The sequence below is a fragment of the Novosphingobium sp. NDB2Meth1 genome (genome assembly GCF_900117425.1).
GTDB lineage: Bacteria > Pseudomonadota > Alphaproteobacteria > Sphingomonadales > Sphingomonadaceae > Novosphingobium.
Genome location: NZ_FPEH01000016.1, coordinates 138,658 through 163,842, shown reverse-complemented (window position 1 = coordinate 163,842; position 25,185 = coordinate 138,658). Strand labels below are relative to the sequence as shown.

27 protein-coding genes are annotated in these 25,185 nt (G+C 66.3%); 13 read left to right on the top strand and 14 right to left on the bottom strand.

Annotated features, from left to right (window positions below; genetic code table 11):
* Nucleotides 1-40: 40 nt before the first annotated feature.
* On the bottom strand, nucleotides 41-436 hold the full coding sequence (locus NDB2M1_RS12885; protein ID WP_054123545.1) for a PepSY domain-containing protein: 396 nt from the start codon (nucleotides 434-436) through the stop codon (nucleotides 41-43).
* Between the two features lie 177 nt (nucleotides 437-613).
* Complete coding sequence (locus NDB2M1_RS12880) at nucleotides 614-2,641, bottom strand: ribonucleoside-diphosphate reductase subunit alpha (RefSeq protein ID WP_072383222.1); 2,028 nt, start codon at nucleotides 2,639-2,641, stop codon at nucleotides 614-616.
* Nucleotides 2,642-3,197: 556 nt separating this feature from the next.
* On the opposite strand from NDB2M1_RS12880, the gene NDB2M1_RS12875 reads away from it, so the two are divergent.
* Entirely contained in the window at nucleotides 3,198-3,431 is a 234-nt protein-coding gene (locus NDB2M1_RS12875; RefSeq protein WP_054123544.1) for a GlsB/YeaQ/YmgE family stress response membrane protein, read from the top strand.
* Nucleotides 3,432-3,627: 196 nt separating this feature from the next.
* Here the strand turns inward: NDB2M1_RS12875 and nadB are convergent, their stop codons facing one another.
* Together nadB and NDB2M1_RS12865 are read right to left on the bottom strand one after the other, a co-directional pair.
* On the bottom strand, nucleotides 3,628-5,232 hold the full coding sequence (gene nadB, locus NDB2M1_RS12870; RefSeq protein ID WP_253185874.1) for an L-aspartate oxidase: 1,605 nt from the start codon (nucleotides 5,230-5,232) through the stop codon (nucleotides 3,628-3,630).
* Nucleotides 5,233-5,671: 439 nt separating this feature from the next.
* The gene (locus tag NDB2M1_RS12865) at nucleotides 5,672-6,628 is read right to left on the bottom strand and encodes an ABC transporter ATP-binding protein (protein WP_072382868.1); all 957 of its coding nucleotides are present in this window, start codon (nucleotides 6,626-6,628) and stop codon (nucleotides 5,672-5,674) included.
* A 64-nt stretch (nucleotides 6,629-6,692) separates the two neighbouring features.
* Here NDB2M1_RS12865 and NDB2M1_RS12860 point away from each other — a divergent pair, with 64 nt between their 5' ends.
* From NDB2M1_RS12860 to bdcA, 9 genes are all read left to right on the top strand, one after another.
* Complete coding sequence (locus tag NDB2M1_RS12860; RefSeq protein WP_072382866.1) at nucleotides 6,693-6,890, top strand: zinc-finger domain-containing protein; 198 nt, start codon at nucleotides 6,693-6,695, stop codon at nucleotides 6,888-6,890.
* Nucleotides 6,891-6,932: 42 nt separating this feature from the next.
* A complete protein-coding gene (tldD, locus tag NDB2M1_RS12855) occupies nucleotides 6,933-8,360 on the top strand; it encodes a metalloprotease TldD (protein WP_072382864.1) in 1,428 nt (475 codons plus the stop codon).
* 165 nt (nucleotides 8,361-8,525) lie between these two features.
* A complete protein-coding gene (locus tag NDB2M1_RS12850) occupies nucleotides 8,526-8,951 on the top strand; it encodes a hypothetical protein (protein WP_072382862.1) in 426 nt (141 codons plus the stop codon).
* A gap of 51 nt (nucleotides 8,952-9,002) precedes the next feature.
* Nucleotides 9,003-9,557, top strand: coding sequence for a GNAT family N-acetyltransferase (locus NDB2M1_RS12845; RefSeq protein WP_054123538.1), 555 nt, complete (start codon nucleotides 9,003-9,005; stop codon nucleotides 9,555-9,557).
* 8 nt (nucleotides 9,558-9,565) lie between these two features.
* Entirely contained in the window at nucleotides 9,566-10,702 is a 1,137-nt protein-coding gene (gene ispG / locus NDB2M1_RS12840) for a flavodoxin-dependent (E)-4-hydroxy-3-methylbut-2-enyl-diphosphate synthase (protein ID WP_054123537.1), read from the top strand.
* Between the two features lie 51 nt (nucleotides 10,703-10,753).
* Nucleotides 10,754-11,281 carry a retropepsin-like aspartic protease family protein gene (locus NDB2M1_RS12835; RefSeq protein ID WP_072382860.1) on the top strand — a complete coding sequence of 176 codons (528 nt, stop codon included), beginning with the start codon at nucleotides 10,754-10,756 and terminating at the stop codon, nucleotides 11,279-11,281.
* Between the two features lie 10 nt (nucleotides 11,282-11,291).
* Nucleotides 11,292-11,786 (top strand): GNAT family N-acetyltransferase, encoded by a 495-nt coding sequence (locus NDB2M1_RS12830; protein ID WP_072382858.1) that lies wholly within the window; start codon nucleotides 11,292-11,294, stop codon nucleotides 11,784-11,786.
* 20 nt (nucleotides 11,787-11,806) lie between these two features.
* Entirely contained in the window at nucleotides 11,807-12,430 is a 624-nt protein-coding gene (locus tag NDB2M1_RS12825; RefSeq protein WP_072382857.1) for a murein L,D-transpeptidase catalytic domain-containing protein, read from the top strand.
* A 152-nt stretch (nucleotides 12,431-12,582) separates the two neighbouring features.
* Nucleotides 12,583-13,296 (top strand): SDR family oxidoreductase, encoded by a 714-nt coding sequence (gene bdcA / locus NDB2M1_RS12820; protein ID WP_072382856.1) that lies wholly within the window; start codon nucleotides 12,583-12,585, stop codon nucleotides 13,294-13,296.
* Between the two features lie 67 nt (nucleotides 13,297-13,363).
* Here bdcA and NDB2M1_RS12815 read toward each other — a convergent pair whose 3' ends face one another.
* Complete coding sequence (locus tag NDB2M1_RS12815) at nucleotides 13,364-14,782, bottom strand: L,D-transpeptidase family protein (RefSeq protein ID WP_371328208.1); 1,419 nt, start codon at nucleotides 14,780-14,782, stop codon at nucleotides 13,364-13,366.
* Nucleotides 14,783-14,957: 175 nt separating this feature from the next.
* Between NDB2M1_RS12815 and NDB2M1_RS12810 the strand changes: the two genes are divergently transcribed.
* The gene (locus NDB2M1_RS12810; protein ID WP_072383220.1) at nucleotides 14,958-15,866 is read left to right on the top strand and encodes a DMT family transporter; all 909 of its coding nucleotides are present in this window, start codon (nucleotides 14,958-14,960) and stop codon (nucleotides 15,864-15,866) included.
* 172 nt (nucleotides 15,867-16,038) lie between these two features.
* Nucleotides 16,039-18,708 (top strand): aconitate hydratase AcnA, encoded by a 2,670-nt coding sequence (gene acnA, locus NDB2M1_RS12805; protein ID WP_072382852.1) that lies wholly within the window; start codon nucleotides 16,039-16,041, stop codon nucleotides 18,706-18,708.
* A 106-nt stretch (nucleotides 18,709-18,814) separates the two neighbouring features.
* Here the strand turns inward: acnA and NDB2M1_RS21785 are convergent, their stop codons facing one another.
* From NDB2M1_RS21785 to NDB2M1_RS12770, 8 genes are all read right to left on the bottom strand, one after another.
* Nucleotides 18,815-19,804, bottom strand: a complete 990-nt coding sequence (locus NDB2M1_RS21785) for a PEP-CTERM sorting domain-containing protein (RefSeq protein ID WP_083554843.1) — start codon at nucleotides 19,802-19,804, stop codon at nucleotides 18,815-18,817.
* A 226-nt stretch (nucleotides 19,805-20,030) separates the two neighbouring features.
* A complete protein-coding gene (gene ruvB, locus NDB2M1_RS12795; RefSeq protein WP_054123529.1) occupies nucleotides 20,031-21,062 on the bottom strand; it encodes a Holliday junction branch migration DNA helicase RuvB in 1,032 nt (343 codons plus the stop codon).
* Nucleotides 21,059-21,361, bottom strand: coding sequence for a type II toxin-antitoxin system RelE/ParE family toxin (locus NDB2M1_RS12790; protein ID WP_072382850.1), 303 nt, complete (start codon nucleotides 21,359-21,361; stop codon nucleotides 21,059-21,061). The genes ruvB and NDB2M1_RS12790 overlap by 4 nt, the downstream gene beginning before the upstream one ends.
* The gene (locus NDB2M1_RS22075) at nucleotides 21,354-21,599 is read right to left on the bottom strand and encodes a ribbon-helix-helix domain-containing protein (RefSeq protein WP_054123527.1); all 246 of its coding nucleotides are present in this window, start codon (nucleotides 21,597-21,599) and stop codon (nucleotides 21,354-21,356) included. Before NDB2M1_RS22075 ends, NDB2M1_RS12790 begins: the two co-directional genes overlap by 8 nt.
* A 50-nt stretch (nucleotides 21,600-21,649) precedes the next feature.
* On the bottom strand, nucleotides 21,650-21,811 hold the full coding sequence (locus tag NDB2M1_RS22655; RefSeq protein WP_171955389.1) for a hypothetical protein: 162 nt from the start codon (nucleotides 21,809-21,811) through the stop codon (nucleotides 21,650-21,652).
* A gap of 3 nt (nucleotides 21,812-21,814) precedes the next feature.
* Nucleotides 21,815-22,435: a Holliday junction branch migration protein RuvA gene (ruvA, locus tag NDB2M1_RS12780; RefSeq protein ID WP_072382848.1), complete on the bottom strand. Its 621-nt coding sequence runs from the start codon at nucleotides 22,433-22,435 to the stop codon at nucleotides 21,815-21,817.
* A 140-nt stretch (nucleotides 22,436-22,575) separates the two neighbouring features.
* Entirely contained in the window at nucleotides 22,576-23,052 is a 477-nt protein-coding gene (gene ruvC / locus NDB2M1_RS12775; protein WP_072383218.1) for a crossover junction endodeoxyribonuclease RuvC, read from the bottom strand.
* A gap of 67 nt (nucleotides 23,053-23,119) precedes the next feature.
* On the bottom strand, nucleotides 23,120-23,884 hold the full coding sequence (locus NDB2M1_RS12770; RefSeq protein ID WP_072382846.1) for a YebC/PmpR family DNA-binding transcriptional regulator: 765 nt from the start codon (nucleotides 23,882-23,884) through the stop codon (nucleotides 23,120-23,122).
* 164 nt (nucleotides 23,885-24,048) lie between these two features.
* Between NDB2M1_RS12770 and NDB2M1_RS12765 the strand changes: the two genes are divergently transcribed.
* Nucleotides 24,049-24,687 carry a CPBP family glutamic-type intramembrane protease gene (locus NDB2M1_RS12765; RefSeq protein WP_171955388.1) on the top strand — a complete coding sequence of 213 codons (639 nt, stop codon included), beginning with the start codon at nucleotides 24,049-24,051 and terminating at the stop codon, nucleotides 24,685-24,687.
* Here NDB2M1_RS12765 and NDB2M1_RS12760 read toward each other — a convergent pair.
* Nucleotides 24,684-25,181 carry an arsinothricin resistance N-acetyltransferase ArsN1 family B gene (locus NDB2M1_RS12760; protein WP_072382842.1) on the bottom strand — a complete coding sequence of 166 codons (498 nt, stop codon included), beginning with the start codon at nucleotides 25,179-25,181 and terminating at the stop codon, nucleotides 24,684-24,686. The two genes, NDB2M1_RS12765 and NDB2M1_RS12760, sit on opposite strands and share 4 nt — an antisense overlap.
* Nucleotides 25,182-25,185: the final 4 nt, after the last annotated feature.

The window sequence follows — 25,185 nt, the reverse complement described above, 5'->3', positions numbered from 1 at the left end:
TTTCCCCAGTCTGCTCGGGCGCCCCGAAGGACAGGAGGCGCTACTTCCAGAACCAGCGGGGCGTGAGCTTGCGCTCGGCCCGGTTGCGCCACATCTGGATGTAGAGCCACAGGCCCGAAAAACTGAAGAAAATCATCGCGAAGCCCGACAGCGTGCCGATCACGACGCCGACGGGTCCGAAGCTCTCGCCCGAGTGCAGATGGTGCAAGAGGCCGATCAGGGCGCGCGGATCGCCGGGCTTGGGCTTGGGGCGGCACATGTAGTCCGGCGGGCAGGTGAATGCGGGCTTCGTGGCTGGACTTTGGGCGGTCTGCTCCGCTTTCGGTTTCTCCCCGCCCGCCATGAGCGGCACGATCTGGCTGAGTGTGCCCGTGACGGCGATCCAGAGGAGGAAGACGCCGAAGAAAACCGAAATCCAGCGATGAAACTTGCGCACGACGAGGTCCCTTTTGCAATTGCGAATTATTCGCAAGTGTAGCCTGCCCGGACTGTCCGGGGCAAGCGGGAACCGTGTCGCGGATGGAGGCCATGCCGGACAAGCCGCAATGTGTGGCCGATTGTATCAGGCGGGCCGGCATGGTTTAAACCTCAAGTCAGCTTTAGTTTGTCCAGCTCACTGGCAGGCAAGGCATTCCTCGTAGTCGGTCTGGCCGGCGCTGAGTTCGATCTTGGGGGCTTCGGCGGTGTTGTCCGCCTCCACGCCGCCGGCGAAACCGGCGCGCTGCACCGACTTCGAGCGGAGGTAGTAGAGCGACTTGATGCCCTTCTCCCATGCCTGGAAGTGCAGCATCATGAGGTCCCACTTGTCGACATCCGCCGGGATGTAGAGGTTCAGCGACTGGGCCTGATCGATATAGGGCGTGCGGTCCGCCGCGAATTCGAGCAGCCAGCGCTGGTCGATCTCGAAGCTGGTCTTGTAGACCGCCTTTTCCTCCGGCGAGAGGAAATCGAGGTGCTGGACCGAACCGCCGCGCTCGAGGATCGAGTTCCACACGTTGGTGGAGTCCTTCGACTTCGACTGGAGCAGCTTCTCGAGATAGGGGTTCTTGACCACGAAACTGCCCGAGAGCGTCTTGTGGGTGTAGATGTTGGCCGGGATCGGCTCGATGCAGGCAGACGTGCCGCCGCAGATGATCGAGATCGACGCGGTGGGGGCGATCGCCATCTTACACGAGAAGCGCTGCATGACGCCCATGTCCGCCGCATCCGGGCACGCGCCGCGTTCCTGCGCGAGGAGGAGCGAAGCCTCGTCCGCCTTGGCGGCGATGTGCTTGAACATCTTGAGGTTCCACGCCTTGGCCATCGCGCTTTCGAAGGCGATGCCCTTCTGCTGCAGGAACGAGTGGTAGCCCATCACGCCCATGCCGACCGAGCGTTCGCGCATCGCGGAATACTTGGCGCGGGCCATCTCGTCCGGCGCGCGGTCGATGTAGTCCTGCAGCACGTTGTCGAGGAAGCGGAGCACGTCCTCGATGAAGCGCTCGTCCTTGTGCCACTCGTCCCAGGTTTCGAGGTTGAGCGAGGAGAGGCAGCACACCGCGGTGCGATCGTTGCCGAGGTGGTCGCGCCCGGTGGGGAGCGTGATTTCCGAGCAAAGGTTCGAGGTCGAGACCTTGAGCCCGAGATCGCGGTGATGCTTGGGCATCGTGCGGTTCACCGTGTCGTTGAACACGATGTAGGGCTCGCCCGTGGCGAGGCGGGTTTCGACGAGCTTCTGGAACAGCGAGCGGGCATCGACCGTGCCGCGCACCGAGCCGTCCTTGGGGCTGCGCAAGTGGAATTCGGTGCCATCGCGGACCGCTTCCATGAACTCGTCCGTCAAGAGCACGCCGTGGTGGAGGTTCAAGGCCTTGCGGTTGAAATCGCCCGACGGCTTGCGGATCTCGAGGAACTCCTCGATCTCGGGGTGCGAGATATCGAGGTAGCACGCGGCCGAACCGCGGCGCAGCGAGCCCTGCGAGATCGCGAGGGTGAGGCTGTCCATCACGCGGACGAAGGGGATGATCCCGCTGGTCTTGCCGTTGAGGCCGACAGATTCGCCGATGCCGCGGACCTGGCCCCAGTAGGTGCCGATGCCGCCGCCGCGGCTGGCGAGCCAGACGTTCTCGTTCCACGTGCCGACGATGCCTTCGAGGCTGTCCGACACCGAATTGAGGTAGCACGAGATGGGCAGGCCCCGCCCGGTGCCGCCGTTCGAGAGGACGGGCGTGGCGGGCATGAACCACAGCTTCGAGATGTAGTCGTAGAGACGCTGGGCGTGGTCCTGATCGTCGGCATAGGCGTCCGCGACGCGCGCGAAGAGATCCTGATAGCGTTCGCCGGGGAGGAGGTAGCGGTCGTCGAGCGTTTCCTTGCCGAACGCCGTCAGCAGCGCGTCGCGATCCGAGTTCGTCGCAATCGCGAAGCGGCGGGCGTTGATCGTCTTGGAATCCGAAACGGGCTTGGCCGCTGCGGCGAGCGCACCGGCTGCGCCTGCGGTCCCCATGGCTGTCAGGGCCGCGACGAGTGCCTCGCTGCCCTTGTCATCTGCATTCATGCCAATTGCCTTCTCATTGCCACCAGCGGGGGCACTGTCACCGGCGAGCAGAAGCTCGCTCTGGCCGTCATGCTCCGCGACGCTGTCTCCAGTCCTGAAATCCACGCTGGCAGTCCCCTGTTCCACCTGCTGCGCGCGGGCCCCGAGGGCCGAATCGCGACGCGCAATCCATCATACAATCCAACATACACCGGGCGGAACAAAAGGAGAATATTTCATTCTCCCGGGTGCCCGCACCGGCGCCCGAAACAAGGTCAAGTCGAGGGTCGGCGGCGAAGCTGCCACCGTTGCCGCGAGCTAACTGCCCGCCGCGCCACTGAAACTAGGTTTAGAGGTTCCCCCAGAACCCGACCACTACCCATAGTGCCTCAACCGGAAGCAGACACAAGAGGGTAAACACCGCATTATTGATTCGGCTCGTCGCACGTACGATTCGTTTCATCGTCATGACAGTCATGTTGCAGCGCAGCGACGCGTGGTCAAACCGGCATTTCAAGTCCCAATATGGGCCCCGCGAACTTTTTTTGAAGGCGCGATCCGATCTTGTGGACAAGATCGCTGTCCAGACCCGGTTGTTACTTAGCCACGCGATTATCCACTGGCGTGTGGGACGGGGGGCGCGATATGCCTTGCGGGGCAGGTCAATGCGGAGCGGCCCCCCATGTTCAAGCTCATCTCGATCATTTTCAGCGGTTTGCTCGTAGGGCTTGCGGCGCGGTACATTTATCCTGGGCCGGTGCCGATGGGGCTGGGGCGCACGATCCTGCTGGGGATCGCGGGCTCGCTGGTCGCGGGGCTGGCGGCGAACCGGGGTCGCGACGGGATCAGCCGGGCAGGGTGCCTGGCTTCGGTGCTTGGGGCGCTGGTGCTGATCTTTATCGGGCGGCATCTGTAGGGTGCGTCCAACCGTGAGTGGCTGCCGATAAACAGGGCTGACCGATCAACAGGGACAGTCCCCTTTTCTGGTAGCTGCGGTTTTGATGCCGACGTCAGGTATGTCTGACGGAGGGGGCAGTCCCTGTTGATCGGCGGCGGGCGGTGGTTCGGGCCGCTCTGGATCCCCGCCTGCGCGGGGATGACGAAGGATCTGCCTAGTTCGGCACCAGCACGGTGTCGCGCGCGGCGGGCTGGGTCTGGGGGTAATCCTCGGTGAAGTGCAGGCCGCGGCTCTCGCGGCGGGCGCGGGCGCTTTTGACGATGAGTTCGGCAGTCTGGAGCAGGTTGCGCAGCTCGATGAGATCGGCGGTCACGCGGAAGTTGCCGTAGTAGTCGTTGACCTCGCCCTTCAGGAGCTTGATGCGGTGCGCGGCGCGTTCGAGGCGCTTGTTGGTGCGCACGATGCCGACGTAGTTCCACATGAAGCGCCTGAGCTCGGTCCAGTTCTGCTTGATGACGACTTCCTCGTCGGAGTCCGAGACGCGGCTTTCGTCCCAGGGCCTGAGGTCAGGCGGGGCGGGGAACTGGTCCCAGCGCGCAAGGATGTCGTTGGCGGCGGCATCGCCGAACACGAAGCATTCGAGCAGGCTGTTGGAGGCAAGCCGGTTGGCGCCGTGGAGCCCGCTTTCGGAGCATTCGCCGACGGCATAGAGTCCGTCGAGATCGGTGCGTCCGGCAAGGTCGATCAGAACGCCGCCACAGGTGTAGTGCTGCGCGGGGACGACCGGGATCGGCTCCCTGGTCATGTCGATGCCGAGGCCGAGCAGGCGTTCGTAGATATTGGGGAAGTGGCCGCGGACGAACTCCGGGTCCTTGTGGCTGATATCGAGGTGGACGTAGTCGAGACCGAGCCGCTTGATCTCGTGATCGATGGCGCGGGCGACGATATCGCGCGGCGCGAGTTCTTCACGCGGGTCGAAGCGCGGCATGAAGCGTTCGCCGCCGCCGGGGACGCCGGGGGGCAGCTTGAGGTGGCCGCCTTCGCCGCGCACGGCCTCGGTGATGAGGAAGTTCTTGACCTCGAGGTTGTAGAGGCAGGTCGGGTGGAACTGCATGAACTCCATGTTGGAGACGCGGCAGCCCGCGCGCCAGGCCATGGCGATGCCGTCTCCTGTCGCGCCGCGCGGGGCGGTGCTGAAGAGGTAGGTGCGGCCCGCGCCGCCGGTGGCGAGGATCGTGGCGCGCGCCGAGAAGCATTCGACGCGCCCGGTGCCGGTATCGAGCGCGTAGACGCCCCAGACGCGCCGGGCGCCGCCGGGGGTTTCGCTGCGGTCCGCGCGGTGGCGGTCGGTGACGAGGTCGATCGCGACCATGTCGGGCCGGAGGGTGATGTTGGGATGGGCCTTGGCGGCCGCGATCAGCGCCTGCTGGACGGCCCAGCCGGTCGCGTCGTCGACATGGACGATGCGGCGGTGCGAGTGGCCGCCCTCGCGGGTGAGGTGGAGCGCGCCGGATTCGGCGTTGAACGGCACGCCCAGTTCGGCGAGGCGGTGGATCGCGGCAGGCGCGTTCTCCACCACGAACTCCACCGTCTCGCGCCGGTTGAGCCCGGCGCCGGCGACCATCGTGTCGCGGATGTGGTCCTCGAAGGTATCGCCCTCGTCGAGCACGGCGGCGATGCCGCCCTGAGCCCATGCGGTCGAGCCGCCATCAAGCGCGCCCTTGGCGAGGACGAGCACGCGGCAGCGTTCGGCAAGCACAAGCGCGGCGGTGAGCCCGGCGGCACCGGAGCCGATGATGAGGACATCCGGGCTGGACATGTCGGCGCAGGTCATCTGCGGGCCCGCTGCGCATCAGGAATGGGATCGGTCACGCAGGCCTCTTTGCCCGTCCTTGCCGCCTTTGGGAAGTATCAAGCAGCCCGTCCCGAGAGGCAATCAAACGTAAATAACGCCGGTCAGGAGATTTGTTTTCGCGCCTGCAAAATGATAGGGGTTACCCCTAGTGGTGTAGATTAGGGATTCGTAACTATGCTGTGGCGATTGCCTTTCTGCAGGATGAACCGCCACCGCGCGGACAAGGCGACAATCGCCTGGAACGGCACGTGGCACGTTGCGACTTGCCCCGATTGCGGGAAGCTTGTGCGCAAGTCATCCCGGAAGCAGTACTGGAAGCTGGTTCCGGCACTCGCGGAAAAAAATGCGCAATGAATTCAATAATTTCGCTTTTGATCAGGGGGCGCTTGGCTGAACTCGATGCTCAGGCCAGCGCCATGTCCGGCCCGCTCGTCAGCTTGACGAATACGTCCTCGAGGTCGGCTTCGTCGGTCGAGACATCGATGATTCCGTAGCCGAGCGACTGGACGAGCGCGAGCACATCGCCTGCGTTGATGCGGTCCTTGTTGTAGGTCACGCGCAGCTCCTGTTCGCCCGAAATGACGCTCTTGGCGAAGGCCGGATGCTGCGGCGCGGCATCGATCGGACGATCGAGAGTCAGCACCACGATTTTCTCGCGCATCATGCCGACGAGGTCGCGCGTCGGCTGGTCGGTGATCAGCCGTCCGTGGTTGATGATGGCGATGCGGTCGCACAGCTGCTCGGCCTCTTCGAGGTAGTGCGTGGTGAGGACGATCGTAACGCCTTGATTGTTAAGATCGACCACCAGTTCCCACAACAGCCGCCGCAGTTCGACGTCGACGCCGGCAGTCGGCTCGTCGAGCACGAGGATCGGGGGCGTGTGGACCATGGCCTTGGCGATCAGCAGGCGGCGCTTCATCCCGCCCGAGAGCGACCGGGCGTAGGCATTGGCCTTGTCCGCCAGATGGACCGATTGCAGCAGTTCGAGCGAGCGGCGCGCGGGCGCCGGCACGCCGTAGAGCCCGGCCTGGATATCGAGCACTTCGAGCGGGGTGAAGAAGGGATCGAACACGATCTCCTGCGGGACGATGCCGATCGAGGCCTTGGCGTTGCGCGGCTCGCGGTCGATATCGAAGCCCCAGATCTCGACCGTGCCCGAGGACTTCATGACGAGCCCGGCGAGCGTGTTGATCAGAGTGGACTTGCCCGCGCCGTTGGGGCCGAGCAGGCCGAAGATCTGGCCTTGCGGCACATCGAAGCTGACCCCGCCCAAGGCGAGCTTGCCTTCGCCCGATTTGCTGCCGGCGGGAGCATAGCGCTTGACGAGATCGCGGATGCGGATGGCGGGGATGTTGTCCATGGGTTTCTCCCTGCAACCTGAAGCGCCTTGCGTAAAGGGGGCTCGGTTTGCTACCCGCGCGGCCATGAGCACGATCAAGGCACCCGAGACGGTTCTCACCACCAGCACGCGCGTGCGCTGCGACGGCGCGGACAATATCCGTGGCGGGGCGGCGCTGGGCCATCCGCGTGTGTTCATCGAGATCGACGAGCGCGGCTATGCCGAATGCGGCTATTGCGACCGGCGCTTCGTGCTGAAGGGCGGCCCGGCGGATCATTCCTGATCGAGGTGGCATGATCGGGCAGGGCTGCCTATATCCCTGCGCATGACTCATACGCCCGATCCCCGCTCGCTGCTCTATCGCCCCGGCCTGCTGACGCCTGATGAGGCCAAGCGCCTTACGGCAACCGCGCTCGGCGCCTGCGAGGATGGCGAGCTTTACCTGCAGTTCATCGCCAGCGAGAGCTTCGGTTTCGACGACGGGCGGCTGAAGACGGCCGACTATTCGCGCGATGCGGGCTTCGGCCTGCGCGGGGTTTCGGGCGAGATGACCGGGTTTGCCCATGCCAACGAGATTTCCGCCGCCGCCATCGCGCGTGCGGGCGAGACTTTGAAGCTGCTCGATCCGGCGAAGACAGCGCCCGCCGCCGCGCCGCGCCAGAACAACCGGCACCTCTATACCGACGCCTCGCCGCTCGATGCTGTACCCTTCGCGGCCAAGGTGAAGCTGCTCGAGACAATCGACGCGGCGGCGCGGGCGCGCGATCCCCGCGTCGCGCAAGTCTCGGCGAGCCTTTCGGCAAGCTGGTCGGTGGTCGAGATCGTGCGCGCGGACGGCTTTGTTGCGCAAGACGTGCGTCCGCTGGTGCGGCTCAATGTCTCCATTGTCGCCGAGCATAACGGGCGGCGCGAGACGGGGACGTTCGGGATCGGCGGGCGGCGGCTCTATGACGACCTGTTCGAGGAGAGCACCTGGAACCGGGGGATCGATACCGCGCTGGCGCAGGCGCTGGTGAACCTTGAGTCGGTCGATGCCCCGGCGGGCGAGATGACCGTGCTGCTCGGCCCCGGCTGGCCCGGCGTGCTGCTGCATGAGGCGGTGGGCCATGGCCTTGAAGGCGATTTCAACCGCAAGGGCACCAGCGCCTTCTCCGGCCGGATCGGCGAGCGGGTGGCGGCGCCCGGCGTGACCGTGGTCGACGATGGCTCGATCCCCGGCCGGCGCGGGTCGCTGACCATCGACGACGAAGGCACGCCGACGGAAGAGACCGTGCTGATCGAGGACGGTATCCTGAAAGGCTATATCCACGACCGGATGAGCGCGCGGCTGATGGGCCTTGCGCCGACGGGCAACGGGCGGCGCGAAAGCTATGCCCATGCGCCGATGCCGCGGATGACCAACACCTTCATGCGCGGCGGCAATGATGACCCGGCGGAGCTGCTATCGCGGGTGAAGAACGGGATTTTCGCCAAGTCGTTCGGCGGCGGGCAGGTCGACATCACCAGCGGCAAGTTCGTGTTTTCCTGCACCGAGGCCTACCGCGTCGAGAACGGCAAGCTGGGCGCGCCGATCAAGGGCGCGACGCTGATCGGCGATGGGCCGAGCGTGCTGACCCGCGTGACCGGGATCGGCCATGACATGGCGCTCGACGAAGGCGTGGGCGTGTGCGGCAAGGGCGGGCAGAGCGTTCCCGCCGGCGTTGGCCAGCCCACGCTGCTGGTCGAGGGGCTGACGGTGGGCGGCACGGCCTGACCGGCGGGGCGCGTTACCCGTCCCGTAATGCGACTCCAGGACTTCTACGTAGTTGGCGCTTGGCTTGCGTCTTGTTTTAGGCTGCCCTCAGGAAAACTACAGTCAGCGACGGTTAAGCCGGCGCGGCGCACCTTGGTCTGCGACCAATTTGAGAAAGGGCACGTCATGATCCGGATTGCCACCAAGCTCGGGCTCGCCGCTGCCGCCGGTGCGATGCTGCTGGCCGGTGCCGCCGCCGACGCCCGCCCGCGCCTGACCGGCGAGGAACAGCTGGCCAAGCTGCTCGAGGGCCGCGTGGAGGGCAAGCCCGTGAACTGCATCAACCTGCCGCAGGTCCAGTCCTCGCACGTGATCGACAAGACCGCGATTGTCTATGGCAGCGGCAACACGATCTATGTGCAGCGGCCCAAGTCGGGCGCCTCGACGCTCGATTCGACCGATATCCTCGTCACCCTGCAGACCACCTCGCAGCTGTGCAACCTTGACGTGGTGCAGCTGCGCGATCGCAACGGGTGGTTCTGGCGCGGGTTCGTGGCGCTCGACCAGTTCGTGCCCTACACCCGCGCGCCGAAGGTCGCGATGGCCAACTGACTTGCATTGATTCCGGCGGGCGGTCGGCGGTATGGGCGCGGCATGACAGCCATGCTCCTCCGCCTCGCCACGCCTGACGACGTAGCCGCGCTCGCCGATCTAGGGCGCCGCGCGATCACCGCCAAGTTCGGGCATCTCTACAAGCCGGAAGACTTCGCGACCTTTCTTGGAGAGGCGCACAGCGAGGCGAAGGTGGCCAAGGAGATTGCCGATCCCGGCATGCGCGTGGCGGTGATCGAGGAGAACGGCGCGCTGGTGGCGTTCTGCAAGCTGGTGCTGGAAAGCACGATGCCGACCGGGCACAGCGATGCGCGGCGGCCGCTGGAACTCAAGCAGCTCTACACCGATCCTGCGCGCATCGGCGGCGGGCTGGGCGCGAAGCTGATGGACTGGGCGCTGACGCAGGCCGAAGCGGCGGGCGCGGACGAGATCCAGCTTTCGGTCTACAGCGAGAACCCCGAGGCGCAGCGGTTCTACCACCGCTATGGCTTTGCCAAGATCGCTGATATCGAGTTCTGGGTGGGCACGCATTGCGATCCGGAATTCATGTATGCCAAGCGCCTTGTCTCTGAAGGCCATAGTCAGGCGCAAGCCGAGCAGGTATAAGCATCGCCATGTCATCCGTACGCCCCTGGCGCGATATCACGCGCCGCAAGAGCCGCCAGATCATGGTTGGATCCGTCCCCGTTGGCGGCGATGCGCCGATCACGGTGCAGACCATGACCAACACGCTGACCAGCGATCCTGTCGCGACGATCAACCAGATCCGGCGCTGCGAGGATGCGGGGGCGGACATCATCCGCGTTTCGTGCCCGGACGTGGAAAGCACCGCGGCGCTCGGCAAGATCGTGCGCGCGGCGCGGGTGCCGATCGTGGCGGACATCCATTTCCACTACAAGCGCGCGCTCGAAGCGGCGGACGCGGGCGCGGCGTGCCTGCGCATCAACCCCGGCAATATCGGCTCCTCCGAGCGCGTCGCCGAGGTGGTCCGCGCGGCCAAGGCCAACGGCTGCGCGATCCGCATCGGCGTGAACGCGGGCAGCCTCGAGAAGGACCTCCTCGAAAAGTACGGCGAACCTTGCCCCGAGGCGCTGGTGGAGAGCGCGCTCGACCATATCAAGCTGCTGCAGGACCACGATTTCCACGAATACAAGGTGGCGGTGAAGGCCTCCGACGTGTTCCTCGCGGTGGCGGCCTATATGGGCCTTGCCGAAGCGGTCGATTGCCCGCTGCATCTTGGTATCACCGAGGCGGGCGGGCTGATCGGCGGGACGGTCAAGTCCTCGATCGGGCTCGGCAGCCTGCTCTGGGCGGGCATCGGCGATACGCTGCGTGTCTCGCTTTCGGCCGAGCCCGAAGAGGAAGTGCGCGTCGGCTTCGAGATCCTGAAGTCGCTTGGCCTGCGCACCCGCGGCGTGCGCGTCGTCTCGTGCCCGAGTTGCGCGCGGCAGGGCTTCGACGTGATCCGCACTGTGGAGAAGCTGGAAAGCCGCCTCAGCCACATCAAGACGCCGATCTCGCTTTCGGTGCTCGGCTGCGTGGTCAACGGCCCCGGCGAGGCGCGCGAGACCGATGTGGGCCTGACCGGCGGCGGCAATGGCAAGCACATGGTCTACCTTTCGGGCGTGACCGACCACACGGTGCAGGACGAGGACATGCTCGAGCATATCGTCGCGCTGGTGGAGAAGAAGGCCGCCGAGATGGAAGCGGCGACGACCGACGCGGGGAAGGCGGAAGTGCCGGCGGAGTAGGCAGCGCTCTTCGTCATTTGCTAACGCCTTTGCGGGCACAATGGCGCGGTCATGAACCGCTTGATCGTCATTGCTGGCCTTGTCGTGTTCTTCAGCGTGCTGCTGGCGCCGGGTCTGTCTGTCGAGCCACCGGCCAAGGCGCGGACGGCGAAGGCCGGGCATTCCTCGCCGTGGAGCAAGGATGCGGCGCCGCCCACGAAGCGGGACGGGACGGCCGAGATGGTCGAGATCGCGCGCGATTCGCAGGGGCAGTTTCACCTTGAGGTCGATGTGGGCGGGGAATCCGTGCGGTTCCTTGTGGACACCGGCGCGGACGTGGTGGCCTTGACCGAGGATGATGCCGAGCGGCTGGGGCTGCGGCCCGATCCATCCGAATACCGCCCGATGCTCCAGACAGCCTCCGGAACGGGCCTCGCCGCACCGGTGGAGATCGACCGGCTGACGATCGGCGGGCGCGAACTGACCGGGGTGGCGGCGGTGGTCGTGCCCGATCTCTCCGTCAGCCTGCTCGGCCAATCGGCGCTGCGGCGGCTGGGGAGCGTGACCTTGCAGGGTGACCGGTTGATCATTGCGGGCTAAAAGCCGGCCCATGACCATCTCGATCCGCATTGCAACGCCCGAAGACCTGCCCCTGATTGCGGACTTGATCCGCGGGCTCGCCGATTACGAGAAGCTGGCCCATGAAGTGCGCTTCGATGAGCCGGTGCTGGGCGCCAAGCTGTTCGGCCAGCGCCCTTACGCCGAAGTGATCATCGGCGAAGTGGACGGCGCGGCGCAGGGTTTCGCCTTGTTCTTCCACAATTTCTCGACCTTCGAGGGCAAGCCCGGGGTCTATCTGGAGGACCTTTTCGTGCGGCCCGAGGCGCGCGGGAGCGGGCTCGGCAAGGCGCTGCTGTCGCGGCTGGCGGCCATCGCGGTGGAGCGCGATTGCGCGCGGCTCGAGTGGTCGGTGCTTGACTGGAACGAACCCGCGATCGGCTTCTACAAGAAGCTCGGCGCGCGGCTGATGGACGAGTGGACCGTCATGCGGGTGGACGGCGCGGCTCTGGTGCAACTGGGCGCATCTGCTGGAAAATCGGCCTGATTCGCCGTATACAAACCGATATGACGGGACTGGTAAACAGGCGCGGGCTCATTGCGGGCGCGGCGGCAACGGCGGTTGCTGCGGCGCTGCCTGCGCGCGTGTTCGCCCAGCCCTACAGCGTGCCGGAACAGAACCGGCGCATCCTCGCCGTCGCAAAGGAGCAGATGGAGCGGGTCCGGTCGGTGCTGTGGCGGACCGATATCGTAGGCGTCGCCGATTTCGCGTTGCCTTCGGCCATGCCGCGGCTCCATTTCGCCGATCTCGAGAAGGGCGAAGTGCGCTCGTTCCTTGTCGCGCACGGCAAGGGTTCGGACCCGGAGCATGACGGGTTTCTCAAGCTCTTTTCCAACGATGTCGGCAGCCTCGCCACTTCGCGCGGGGCGTTCATCACCTACGAGTGGTACAAGGGCAAGTACGGCACCTCGATCCGGCTCGGCGGGCTCGACCCGGAGAACAGCAACACGCTGGACCGCGCGATCGTGATGCACCCGGCGTGGTATGCGAACCCGGACATGCTGGAAAAGTGGGGCAAGCTGGGGCGCAGCGACGGGTGCTTCGCGATGCCTGAAGCCGACTTCAACGAGGCGCTGTGGCACCTTTCGGGGGGGCGGCTTTTGTATGCCGACCGGTTGGGGATTTATTGAGCGGGTCATCGTTCGATTTTTCCGCAATTGTGAAATGAAATTTTACGTCTGGCGCGAACGATGCCGGACGAGCACCTTCAGATCCAGACAGCGCGGCAGATCGGCAGCATCGTGGCACCGGCCCGCTGGCACAGACCCGAAGGAGACAGAACATGGACGACCTTAACGGAAAGAACGTGCTGGTGCTTGGCGGAAGCCGGGGCATTGGCGCGGCCATCGTGCGCCGTTTCAGCGCGGCGGGCGCAGCGGTGAGCTTCACATACGCCGGTTCGCAAGGCGCTGCCGATGCACTGGCCGCTGAAACCGGAGCGAGCGCGATCCAGACTGACAGTGCGGATCGCGCTGCGCTGATCGCGACGGTTGCCGGGCAGGGCGCGCTCGATGCCTTGATCATCAATGCCGGCACGCTCGTCATGGGCGATCCGCTGCAACTTGATGCCGACGCCGTCGACCACATGATCGATGTCAACGTGCGCGCGCCCTATCACGCAGCGGTCGAGGCGGCGCGGCGGATGAACGACGGCGGCCGGATCATCGTCATCGGCTCGGTCAACGGCGACCGGATGCCGTTCGCCGGGGGCGCCGCCTATGCCCTGACCAAGTCGGCCGTGCAGGGCATGGTGCGGGGGCTGGCGCGCGACTTCGGCGACCGCGGGATCACGGTCAACAGCATCCAGCCGGGACCAACCGACAGCGACATGAACCCGGCGGACGGCCCGATGGCGCCGATGATGCACGGCTTCATGGCGATCAAGCGCCATGTGAAAGCGGAGGAAATCGCAGAACTGGCGGCCTACCTCGCCGGGCCGAATGCGGGCATGATCACCGGCTCGATGCAGACCATTGACGGCGGGTTCGGCGCCTGAGGCCGGGGAGCTGCGAGACTGAAGCGATACGGCAACCGGGCAAGCACAGGCTTGCCCGGTTGCCCCGTCACAGCGGGTTATCCAGCTTGATGATCGCTTCGGTGCTCTTGCGCTGGTCGGTGTGGAGCTGGCGCGGCTGGGCGAAGCTGGCGATGACGGGCGCGTCGCGGCTGTAGATGTCCGGGAAGCTGCGCATCAGGCCGGTCACGTCGCGCGCGACGGTGAAGTAGGTGATGTAGACCGCCCAGGGCTTGGTCATCGGGACCTTGGTGTACTTGCCCGAGAGGTTGTATTCGACGGCGGTTTCCGGCGGCAGATCGGCGCCGAGGATCGCCATCGTCATCGCGAGTTCGGTGGCGCGTTCGGCGCGGATGCAGCCGTGGCTGAGCGCGCGGGAAGGCAGCGCGAAGAGGTTCCGGTTGGGGGTGTCGTGGATGTAGATCGCGTGCTCGTTGGGCATGTCGAGCTTGACGCGGCCCAAGGAGTTGCTGTCGCCCGGCTGCTGCACGACGGTGATCGTGCCATCGGCGGCCTTGGTGGCGACATAGCCTTCGCGCGCGGCCTGACGCGGGTTCTTGATCAGGCGCGCGCCGAGGCCTTCGCCGACGACGATCGACTGCGGGACGGTCCACGTCGGGTTGAACACCACGTTCTTGACCTGCTCGGCGAGCTGCGGCGTTGCGGTCTTGCCCGGCTTGCCGACGATGGCGCGGTAGGAGCGGATGATCTTGTTGTTCACCGTCAGCCGGAGCTCCTGCTCGGGCACGTTGATGATGAGGTACTGGAGGCCCATGTCGCGCGCGAGCCAGCGCCAGCGGTCCATGTTGGCCTTGATCATGCCGATCTGGCGCGGGTCCTTGGCCTTGGCCAGCATGTCCTTGAGCAGCGCGTAATCGGGATGCGTGGGATTGAGCGAGGCGAGCACGCCGGGAATGTCGTGCGTTTCGGTCGCCTGCGCGAGGAGCTGCGCGTTGGGGTGCAGGTCCTGATCGGGATCGATGGCGAACCACTGGATGCGCGCGGGCATCGGGGTGCGGCCATCGCGCAGGTCTTCGGCCAGCCAGACGAACAGGCGGCTGGCGAGTACGTCGAGATCGTCGCCTTCACCCTTGGCGATGGCGGCGGCGAGATTGGCGGGCTCGTAGTCGGCCGGGGTGAGGCCTTCGCTGCGGATGCCCTTGATCGCGGCGAGGAGGGCCTTGGCATCGGCCAGCGTCCAGTGCGCCAGCGGGGGCGGCAGCGGCTGGAAGACGGGTACGGCGTCGGGTGTGGCCGTGCCGGTGGGGGCCGGGGTGGCCTGTACCGTCGGGGCCTGTGCGGTCGGGGCGGTCGCCGTCGGCGTGGGCTTCGGCGCGGGCTTGGCGGGCTGGACGCCGGCGGTCAGATCGACCGGGCCCTGCTGCGCGGCCGTGGCGGGCGTGCCCAGCGCGGCCCAGCCCAAGGCTGCCGTGCAGAGCATGCCGCTGACTTTGGCCCGATGAATCATGCGCATTGCTCGATGTCTTTCCCTGTGTGGCGCCCGGCTGTCTGGTGATTCCTGCCCCAAGCGGACGAAGCAATCAAGCAAGGCGGCTGTCTGTTTGCTGAATCGCCAGACTGATCCAGGTTGCACGATGCTGCTGACCTTTGCGCTGCACGAAAGGCGTCGCTATGGGCGGGCGATGAAGCGCGCTGCCCCCCTCCTGCCGATCCTCTCCGCGATGACCGGGCTGCTGTGCTTCGGGGTGATGGACGGCTTCATGAAGATCGCCGCGCTGGCGGTGGGAGCCTATGCGGCGCTGTTCTGGCGCAATCTGGTCGGATCGCTGATCATGCTGCCGGTGTGGCTGGCGCGCGGCAACAAGGACGGCAAGCGCGGCCTGCCGGGGCGCGAGGCGATGCGGCTGCATCTGCTGCGCTCGGGCGTTTCGGGGGTGATGGCGACGCTGTTCTTCTATGGCCTGGCGCGGACGCCCGTGGCTGAAGCCATGGCGCTTTCGTTCATTGCGCCGCTGCTGGCGCTCTACCTCGCTGCCGTCTGGCTGGGCGAGGAGCTTTCGCGGCGCGCGGTGGCGGGATCGGTGCTGGCCCTGTCCGGCGTGGGACTGATCGCGGCGGGCAAGTTTGGCGGGACGAGCTACAATGCCGAAAGCGTGCACGGCCTGATCGCGATCCTGATTTCGGCCGTGCTCTATGCGTGGAACCTCGTGTTGCAGCGGCGGCAATCACAGCTGGCGGGGCCGGAGGAAATCTCGTTCTTCCAGACCTTCTTCATCTTCTGCCTGCTGGGGATCGGCGCCTGGTGGTTCGCGCCGGTGCCGCCCGCGCAGATCTGGGCCGTGCTGGCCGCCTCCGCCGTGCTGTCGACCGCGTCGCTGATGCTGCTCGGCTGGGCCTATGCGCGCGCCGAGGCGCAAGTGCTGGTGCCGCTCGAGTATACCGCGTTCATCTGGGCCGCGATTGTCGGCTGGGTGGTGTTTTCCGAGCCGCTGACGTGGCGCACCCTGGCCGGCGTGGTGCTGATCGTGGCGGGCTGCCTGATCGCGCTGCAGCGCAAACCCGCGCCCGAAGCGGCCGCCGAACGGGCCTGACTGCGGCCTTGTAACGTTTCGCTGCGCCGCACCGTATGGCATGCAGAGGCCTATGCATTTCGAGCGCCCCAAGCCTTGACGCGGGGGCTGTCTCGGCGCATCGGGCACGCGTGCCCTCGGGGGCGGCTCCGGTGCGGCAAACGGTTTCAACTTGAAGGGATTACGCATCGCCATGACCCAGGTCGGACAGGACACGCTCGGCGCCCGCAGCACGCTTACCGTTGGCGGCAAGGACTATGCCTACTACGCGCTCGGCAAGGCCGCCGCAGCCTATGGTGACGTCTCGCGCCTGCCTTTCTCGATGAAGGTCCTGCTCGAGAATCTGCTCCGCTTCGAGGATGGCGGCTTCACCGTCTCGACCGACGACATCAAGGCGCTGGTCGACTGGCAGAAGGACCCCTCGAGCAGCCGCGAGATCCAGTACCGCCCGGCGCGCGTGCTGCTGCAGGATTTCACCGGCGTGCCTTGCGTGGTCGACCTCGCCGCCATGCGCGATGCGATTGCCAAGCTGGGCGGCGATACCAGCAAGATCAATCCGCAGGTGCCGGTTCACCTCGTGATCGACCACTCGGTGATGGTCGACGAGTTCGGCCACCCCAAGGCTTTCGAGCAGAACGTCGAGATCGAATACTACCGCAACGGCGAGCGCTATGACTTCCTCAAGTGGGGCTCGAAGTCGCTGGCCAACTTCAAGGCGGTGCCTCCGGGCACCGGCATCTGCCACCAGGTCAACCTCGAGCATATCGCGCAGGCGGTGTGGACGAGCGAAGGGCCGGACGGCGCGACAGTCGCTTATCCTGACACCTGCGTCGGCACCGACAGCCACACCACGATGATCAACGGCCTTGGCGTGCTGGGCTGGGGCGTCGGCGGGATCGAGGCGGAAGCCGCGATGCTTGGCCAGCCGGTTTCGATGCTGATCCCCGAAGTTGTCGGCTTCAAGTTCACCGGCGAGCTTCAGGAAGGCGTGACCGCGACCGACCTCGTGCTGACCTGCACCAGCATGCTGCGCAAGCACGGCGTGGTCGGCCGCTTCGTCGAATACTATGGTCCGGGCCTTGCCTCGCTCACGCTGGCGGACCGCGCGACGCTGGCCAACATGGCGCCGGAGTATGGCGCTACTTGCGGCTTCTTCGGCATCGACGACAAGACGCTCGACTACATGCGCCTGACCGGCCGCGAGGAAGACCAGATCGCGCTGACCGAAGCCTATGCCAAGGCGCAGGGCTTCTGGATCGATCCTTCGGTCGAGCCCGTGTTCACCTCGACGCTGGAGCTGGACCTTGGCACCGTGGTGCCCAGCCTTGCCGGGCCGAAGCGCCCGCAGGACCGCGTCTCGCTGCCCGACGTCGATGATGTGTTCAATGCCGACATGGCGAACACCTACAAGAAGGCGCAGCAGCGCGTGCCGGTGGAAGGCAAGGACTTCGACATCGGCGATGGCGACGTGACGATCGCGGCGATCACCAGCTGCACCAACACCTCGAACCCGGGCGTGCTGGTGGCGGCGGGCCTCGTCGCCAAGAAGGCCAACGAGATGGGCCTCAAGCCCAAGCCCTGGGTCAAGACCTCGCTGGCGCCGGGCTCGCAGGTGGTGACGGACTACCTCGTCAAGGCCGGGCTGCAGGAGCACCTCGACGCGGTGGGCTTCAACCTCGTCGGCTATGGCTGCACGACCTGCATCGGCAACTCGGGCCCGCTGGCCGAGCCGATCAGCAAGGCGATCAACGACAACGGCCTCGTTGCCGCGGCCGTGATCTCGGGCAACCGCAACTTCGAGGGCCGCGTCTCGCCCGACGTGCGCGCGAACTTCCTCGCCAGCCCGCCGCTGGTGGTGGCCTACGCGCTCAAGGGCACGGTGATCGAGGACTTCGTCTCGACCCCGATCGGCCAGAGCAAGGATGGCGTGGACGTCTATCTCAAGGACATCTGGCCGTCGAACCATGAAGTCTACGAGACGATGGCGGGCTGCATGGACCGCGCGATGTTCCAGGCGCGCTACGCCGACGTCTACAAGGGCGACGTGCACTGGCAGGCGATCAACGTCACGGGCTCGGAAACCTACCAGTGGCGCGCGGGCAGCACCTATGTTGCCAACCCGCCCTACTTCGAGGGCATGACGATGACCCCGGCGCCGGTGAGCGACATTATCGAGGCCAAGCCGCTGGCGATCCTCGGCGATTCGATCACCACCGACCACATCTCGCCGGCCGGTTCGATCAAGGCCGACAGTCCGGCGGGCAAGTGGCTGATGGAGCACCAGGTCGCCAAGGCGGACTTCAACTCCTATGGCGCGCGCCGCGGCCACCACGAAGTGATGATGCGCGGCACTTTCGCCAACATCCGCATCAAGAACGAGATGGTGCCCGGCATCGAAGGCGGCATGAGCCGCTATGGCAGCGAGGTCGGCGCGATCTACGACGTGGCGATGAAGCACAAGGCCGACGGCACGCCGCTGGTCGTGATCGCGGGCAAGGAATACGGCACCGGTTCCAGCCGCGACTGGGCGGCCAAGGGCACCAACCTGCTCGGCGTGCGCGCGGTGATCGTGGAGAGCTTCGAGCGTATCCACCGCTCGAACCTTGTCGGCATGGGCGTGCTGCCGCTGCAGTTCAAGGAAGGCGAGAGCCGCGAGACGCTGGGGCTGACGGGTGACGACAGCTTCACCATCCGCGGTGTGGCGGGCCTGAAGCCGCGTCAGGATGTGGAAGTGGAGGTGACGCGCGCCGATGGCACCAGCTTCACCTTCACCGCGCTCTGCCGCATCGATACTGCCAACGAGCTGGAATACTATCTCAACGGCGGCATCCTGCACTACGTGCTGCGCAACCTGGCGGCCTGACGGTCGCAAGCGGTCGCGCTGGAATCAGAAAGGGCGGCTCCCCCCCGGAGCCGCCCTTTCCTTTTGCCCGCGTATGCTGCGTACGTGACGGCCCGCGGAAGCTGGTTCAGGCCGTAGCCGCACCCTTGGCCTTGAGGCCCTGACGGCGGCGCGCGACGAGACCGGCGGCAGCGGCGCCGAACAGGAGGACCATCGAGGGTTCCGGCACCGGCGTGCCGCCGTTCGACGAGGTCGAGGTAGACGTGCTGGTGCTGCCGTTCGAGGACGACGACGACGAGCTGGAGCTGCTGCTCGACGACGAGGAAGAGCCACCGGTCGACGAGGAGGACGACGAAGTCGAGGAGGACGTCGACGACGAGGTCGAGGACGAGGTCGACGAGCTGCTCGTCACGTTGCCCGAACTGGTCGAAGTCGACGAGCTGGTGGAGACGTTGCCCGACGAGGTGCTGACATTGCCCGAGCTCGTCGAGACATTGCCCGAAGACGTGCTGACGTTGCCCGACGAGGTCGAGGTGCTGCTGGTCACCGCACCCGAGCTGGTCGAGACGTTGCCGCTCGAAGTCGAGGTGGAGATATTGCCGCTCGAGGTCGAGCCGCCCGACGTCGACGTCGAACCGCCCGAGGTCGAGGTGCTGCCGCCCGAGGTGGAGCCGCCGGAGGTCGAGGTCGAGCCGGTGCTGGTCGAGGAGACCACCACGCTGCCGCCGCCGCTGCTGCCGCCGAAGAAGCCGCCGAAGAACCCGCCGCCGAAGCCGCCGATCCCGCCGCCGCCGCCGATGACGACCGGGGCCGCGCTGCCGCCGCCCGCTGCCTGCGGGGGCATCGGTGCCATGTAGGGGACGGGGGCATAGGCCATCTGCTGCTGCGGCATGGCGCAGGACTTGGTGACGGTGGTCTTGACCACGCGGCGCAGGCGGTGGACCGGGCGCGGCTTGACCACGGCATAGTGCCGCTTCACTTGCTTGACCTTGATCGGCTTGACGTGATGGATCTCGGCAGCCGAGGGCGCTTCCGACACGTGCACCGCGCCGCCGCCCAGCACGGCACCGCCCGCTGCGCAGGCCGCCAGTTTTGCCAATGCCATCCGAACCGACATGATCTTTGCTCTCTGTTCCCGTGGGAAAGGGCCTTATCCGCACAATGGTGGACAAACCCTCTCCTGACAGATCGAACAACGCAGATCAGACCGGCTGCGGCAATGCCGTTAACCGGGTTTCACCCCCTCCGGGGGACCCGAATTGGGTCAAAACGGGGCTTGCGCGCAAGTCTGTGCCAATCTGGAACCGAATTGGCATCGGCAGTTACGCTTAGAGCGTTTACCATCAGCCCTCGTCGGGCGCGAAGAGGCCGGGGAGATCGGCGGCGGGCGGGGTGAGTCCCAGATGGCGCCAGCCGCGATCGTTGAGGCACCGACCTCGTGCGGTGCGGGCGACCAGACCGAGCTGGATGAGGTAAGGCTCGATCACGTCTTCGATGGTGTCGCGCGGTTCGGAAAGGCCGGCGGCGAGCGTCTCGACGCCGACCGGGCCGCCCTTGTAGATATCCGCAATCATGCTGAGGTAGCGCCGGTCCTGCAGATCGAGCCCGAGCGAGTCGACTTCGAGCCGGGTCAGCGCGCTGTCTGCCACGTCGCGGGAAATCACCGCTGCTCCGGCTACTTGCGCGAAATCGCGGACGCGGCGGAGCAGGCGGCCGGCGACTCGCGGAGTGCCGCGCGAACGCCGCGCGATCTCGCCCGCGCCGCCGCTGTCGACGCCGATGCCGAGCAGGCCCGCGCCGCGCGTGACGACGCGTTCGAGCTCGGCCACGGTGTAGAACTGCAGGCGAACGGGGATGCCGAAGCGGTCGCGCAAAGGCGTGGCGAGGAGGCCTGCGCGGGTGGTCGCGCCGATCAGGGTGAAGGGCGGCAGATCGATCCGCACCGACCGCGCCGATGGCCCTTCGCCGATGATGAGATCGAGCGCGCGGTCTTCCATCGCCGGATAGAGCACTTCCTCGACCACCGGGTTGAGGCGGTGGATCTCGTCGATGAAGAGAACGTCGCCGCTCTCCAGATTGGTTAGCAGTGCGGCGAGATCGCCCGCCTTGGCGATGACCGGGCCGGAGGTGGCGCGGAAGTTCACCCCCATCTCGCGCGCGATGATCGCGGCGAGCGTGGTCTTGCCGAGGCCGGGCGGGCCATAGAACAGCACATGATCCATCGCCTCGCCGCGCTGCTTGGCGCTTTCGATGAAGACGTGGAGGTTTTCGCGCGCGGCTTCCTGCCCGACGAATTCGGCCAGCGATTTCGGGCGCAGCGCGGCGTCGGGGTCTTCCGTCTGGCGGCGGGGGGTGAGGATGGGGTTATCGGTCATGGCTCACCCTTGCCGAGCGGCTCGGTCCGCCTTGAGGAATGGAGGATGCGCTGGATGGAAACGATATCGGCCTCAAAGCGATAGAGCACGAGGTAGGGTGCGCGCAGGCAGCTGCGGACGTTGCGGCCGTATTCCGGGCGCACTCTCCCGACGAGCGGATACATCTTCAGCCTAGCGAGAATGTCGTCGAAGCCTGCCATGAAGGCGCGCGTGGTGGGGGCTCCGAACTCGGTCAGGCTGCGCAACTGGATTTCTTCAAGATCAGCCTGCGCCTGCCGCGAAATCCGAACTTCATGCATCAGGCAGTTTCGCCATGATCTCCCTGAGCACGTCGCGCGGATCAGCATCCAGATAGCCCGATGCCTCACCCTCCGCCAGCCGCGCCCGGACCCATGCGGCATCCTCGTCCGCCTCGGCCAGATCGCGCCGGATCAGATCGCGTAGGTACTCGGCGGCATCAAGATAACCGCCATCGGCGATGCGCTGGTCGATGCGGCTTTGCAGCGCGGTGGGGAGGGGGAAGCTGAGGTCGGTCATCTGGCGATTATCCTCCAACAGGGTGGGAGCGGCAAGCGGGTTTGGGGCGGTCACTTCAGGATGCAGACCTGCAGATGGTAGTCCCAGCGACCGCCATGATCGAGGCACCTATCGATTTCCTGCCAATCCCAGATCCAGAGCCCAACAAGCACGCCCGCAAGAAACAGCATGCCGGCAGTGCATATCAGCGCAGTGAGGTGCTTGCGCAGCATGTCTCACCCCGTCGCCCGCTTCAGCGCCACGCGCACCAGATCGTTGAGCGGCGCATCGTCGCCCAGTTCCTTGACGGCGGCGGCGACGGCCATGCTGGCAGTGGCGGGTTTGAAGCCGAGGTTCTGGAGGGCGGAAATCGCATCGGCGCTGGTGGAGCCGGCGGGCGCAGCGGCGAGGCCTTCCAGCGGCGGGCTGCCGGGGCCGGCGGAGATCGGGCCGAGGCCACCGGCCTTGTCCTTGAGTTCGTTGACGATGCGGCCCGCGAGCTTGGGGCCGACGCCCTGCGCGCGGGCGACCATCGCGGCATCGCCGCTGGCGCAGGCGCGTTGCAGGTCTTCGACCGAGAGGGCGGAAAGGATGGCGAGCGCGACTTTGCTGCCGACCCCCTGCACGGCGGTCAGCAGGCGGAACCAGCCGCGTTCGGCAGCGCTGGTGAAGCCGATCAGGCGCTGGTCGTTTTCGGAGACCTGCAGCTCGGTGTGGATGACCACCCTGTCGCCGCGAATGCCGAGCCGGTCGAGCGTCTTGGCCGAGCAGTGGACGAGGTAGCCGACGCCGTTCACGTCGATGATGGCCCAGTCGGGGCCGAAATCGTCGAGCAGGCCGGTGAGCTTTGCGATCATGGTTTGTTCTATGGCAGGCCTGCGTTTCGCGAGCAAGCTTGCGCGAGCATCCTTCGACAGGCTCAGCATGAGCGGGCTTTGTCCATTCTCCGAAACCCCGCTCATGCTGAGCTTGTCGAAGCATCGACACCGCGTTGGCCCTAGCGGTGGCTGCCCATCATGTTGGCGTGGGTGATCGCGACGGCGAGGGCATCGGCGGCGTCCGCGCCTGTGAGCGCGACACCGGGGAGCAGGACCTTGAGCATGGCCTGAATCTGCAGCTTTTCCGCCCCTCCGGTGCCGACGAGGGCCTTCTTGATGACCTTGGTGGGGTATTCCGCCACCGGCAGGCCCGCGCGCGCGACGGCCAGCAACGCGACGCCCCGCGCCTGCCCCAGCTTGAGCGTCGACTGCGGGTTCACGTTGACGAAGACTTCCTCGACCGCGCCCGCATCGGGGTGGTGCTGCGCGATCACGGCGGCCAGCCCCGCGTCCAGCTCGACCAGCCGCTCGGCCATGCCGGCTTTGGCATCGGTGCGGATCTGGCCGTTGGCGACGTGGCTGAGGCGGCTGCCGGACTTGGCGACAATGCCCCAGCCGGTGCAGGTGAGGCCGGGATCGATGCCGAGGATGATCATCGTCCGCCCGTGCCCCTCCACCATCCGGCGGATGGTCCCCCTCCCCGGTCCGGGGAGGAACGAAGGATCAACCCAGCTTCTCCATCACCTCGTCGGGGATCTCGTAGTTGCCCCAGACGGTCTGGACGTCGTCGTCATCCTCGAGCACGTCGATCAGCTTGAGCAGCGTCGCGGCGGTATCGGCATCGACGGTGGTCGTCATGTTGGGCTTCCACGCGAGCTTCACGCCCTCGGCTTCGCCCAGTACCTTCTCGAGTTCGCGCGCGACGGGGTGGAGCTGCTCGATGGCGACCCAGATCTGGTGGCTGCCGGGGTTCTCGTCGCCGTCGCCGAGATCGCTCTCGACATCTTCGGCGCCCGCTTCGATCGCGGCTTCGAGGACCTTTTCCTCATCGCCCGCCTTGCCGGGATACTCGATCAGGCCGAGCCGCTCGAACCCGTGGCTCACCGCGCCCGAGGCGCCGAGGTTGCCGCCGTTCTTGGCGAAGGCGGTGCGCACGTTGGTGGCGGTGCGGTTGCGGTTGTCGGTGAGCGCTTCGACGATGATCGCGACGCCGCCCGGGCCATAGCCCTCGTAGCGCACTTCCTCGTAGTTGTCGCCTTCGCCCTTGCTCGCCTTGTCGATCGCGCGGGCGATATTGTCCTTGGGCATCGACTGCGCCTTGGCCGCGTTGACGGCGGCGCGCAGGCGCGGGTTCATGTCCGGATCGGGCATGCCCATCTTGGCCGCGACGGTGATTTCGCGGGAGAGCTTGGAAAACATCGCCGAGCGCTTTTTGTCCTGCGCGCCCTTGCGGTGCATGATGTTCTTGAATTTGGAATGGCCTGCCATGGTGTGCTGCTCGAAGGCTTGGGTTTGCTTTGGCGGCTCCCCTAGCCGAGACAGGGACGCTGGGCAATTGGGCCTGCACACGCCGTCTTAACCCGCGCTGCGGCATCAGGGCTGCCATGAAAGCGCTATACCAAGACTTTGCCGCGTGGCTGGCCCATCCACACATGCTGACGCCTTCGGGGCTGCGTGCGCCCTACGCCGGGCAGGCCTTGCGGTACATGCTGGCGCTGCATCTGGTGGTGCTGCTGCTCGTGCTGCTGCCGGTGCTGGGGCTGTGGCAGGCGGCGATGGGGCTCCCTTCGCCGGAAGCCTTCGATCAGGTCTCCAAGGCGATGCTGGTGCCCTTCGTGGTGCTGCTGGCGCCGGTGGCGGAGGAACTGGCGTTTCGCGGCTGGCTGACGGGCCGGGTGCGCGCGGTGTGGCTTGTATTCTGCGGGTTCCTCACCGCGGGATTCCTCGCGATGGTGAGCCTGCGTATCTATGAAGTGCCGGCGAGCTTTGCCGTGCTGGGCATGGGGATCGTCGCACCGGCGGGCTGGTGGTGGCTGCGCGGGCGCGGTGTGGTGCCGGGGTTCGAGCGCGCGTTTCCGGTGCTGGTGTGGCTGTCGATTCTGGTCTTCGGCCTTTCGCACCTTTCCAACTATCCGCGCTTTACGTGGGCGCTGCTGCCGATGGTGCTGCCGCAAGTCTGGGCGGGGATGACGCTGAGCTATACGCGGATGCGGATCGGCATCTTCGGTTCGATGCTGATCCATGCGGCGGCCAACGGCATTTCGGTGAGCCTCGCGCTGCTGGGTGTCTAGAGCACGCGCTGCCACCAGCCGACATCGCGCCACGCGCCCATTTTCCAGCCGACTTCGCGGTAGACGCCGACGGGGGTGAAACCGCAGGCCTCGTGCAAGGCGACGCTGGCGGGATTGGGCTGGGCGATGCCGGCAAAGGCGGCGTGGAAGCCCTTGGCCTTCAGGCGCGCGAGCAGTTCACCATAGAGGGCGCGGCCGATCCCCGAGCGCGCGGCGGCGGCGCTGACATAGATCGCGACATCGCAGGAGGAGGCATAGGCGGCGCGGGTGCGGTGCGGGCTGCCATAGGCATAGCCGAGTACCTCGCCGTCGCGTTCCGCCACGAGCCAGGCGTGGCTCGTGCCATAGTCGGCAATGCGGCGGGCCATTTCAGCCTTGTCCGGGGCTTCAAGTTCGAAGCTGACCCAGCTGCCGGTCACATGGGGTGCGTAGATCGCAGCACAGGCCTCTGCGTCTTCCGGGCAGGCGTCGCGGATCGTCAGCGGGTCCGCCATGGGG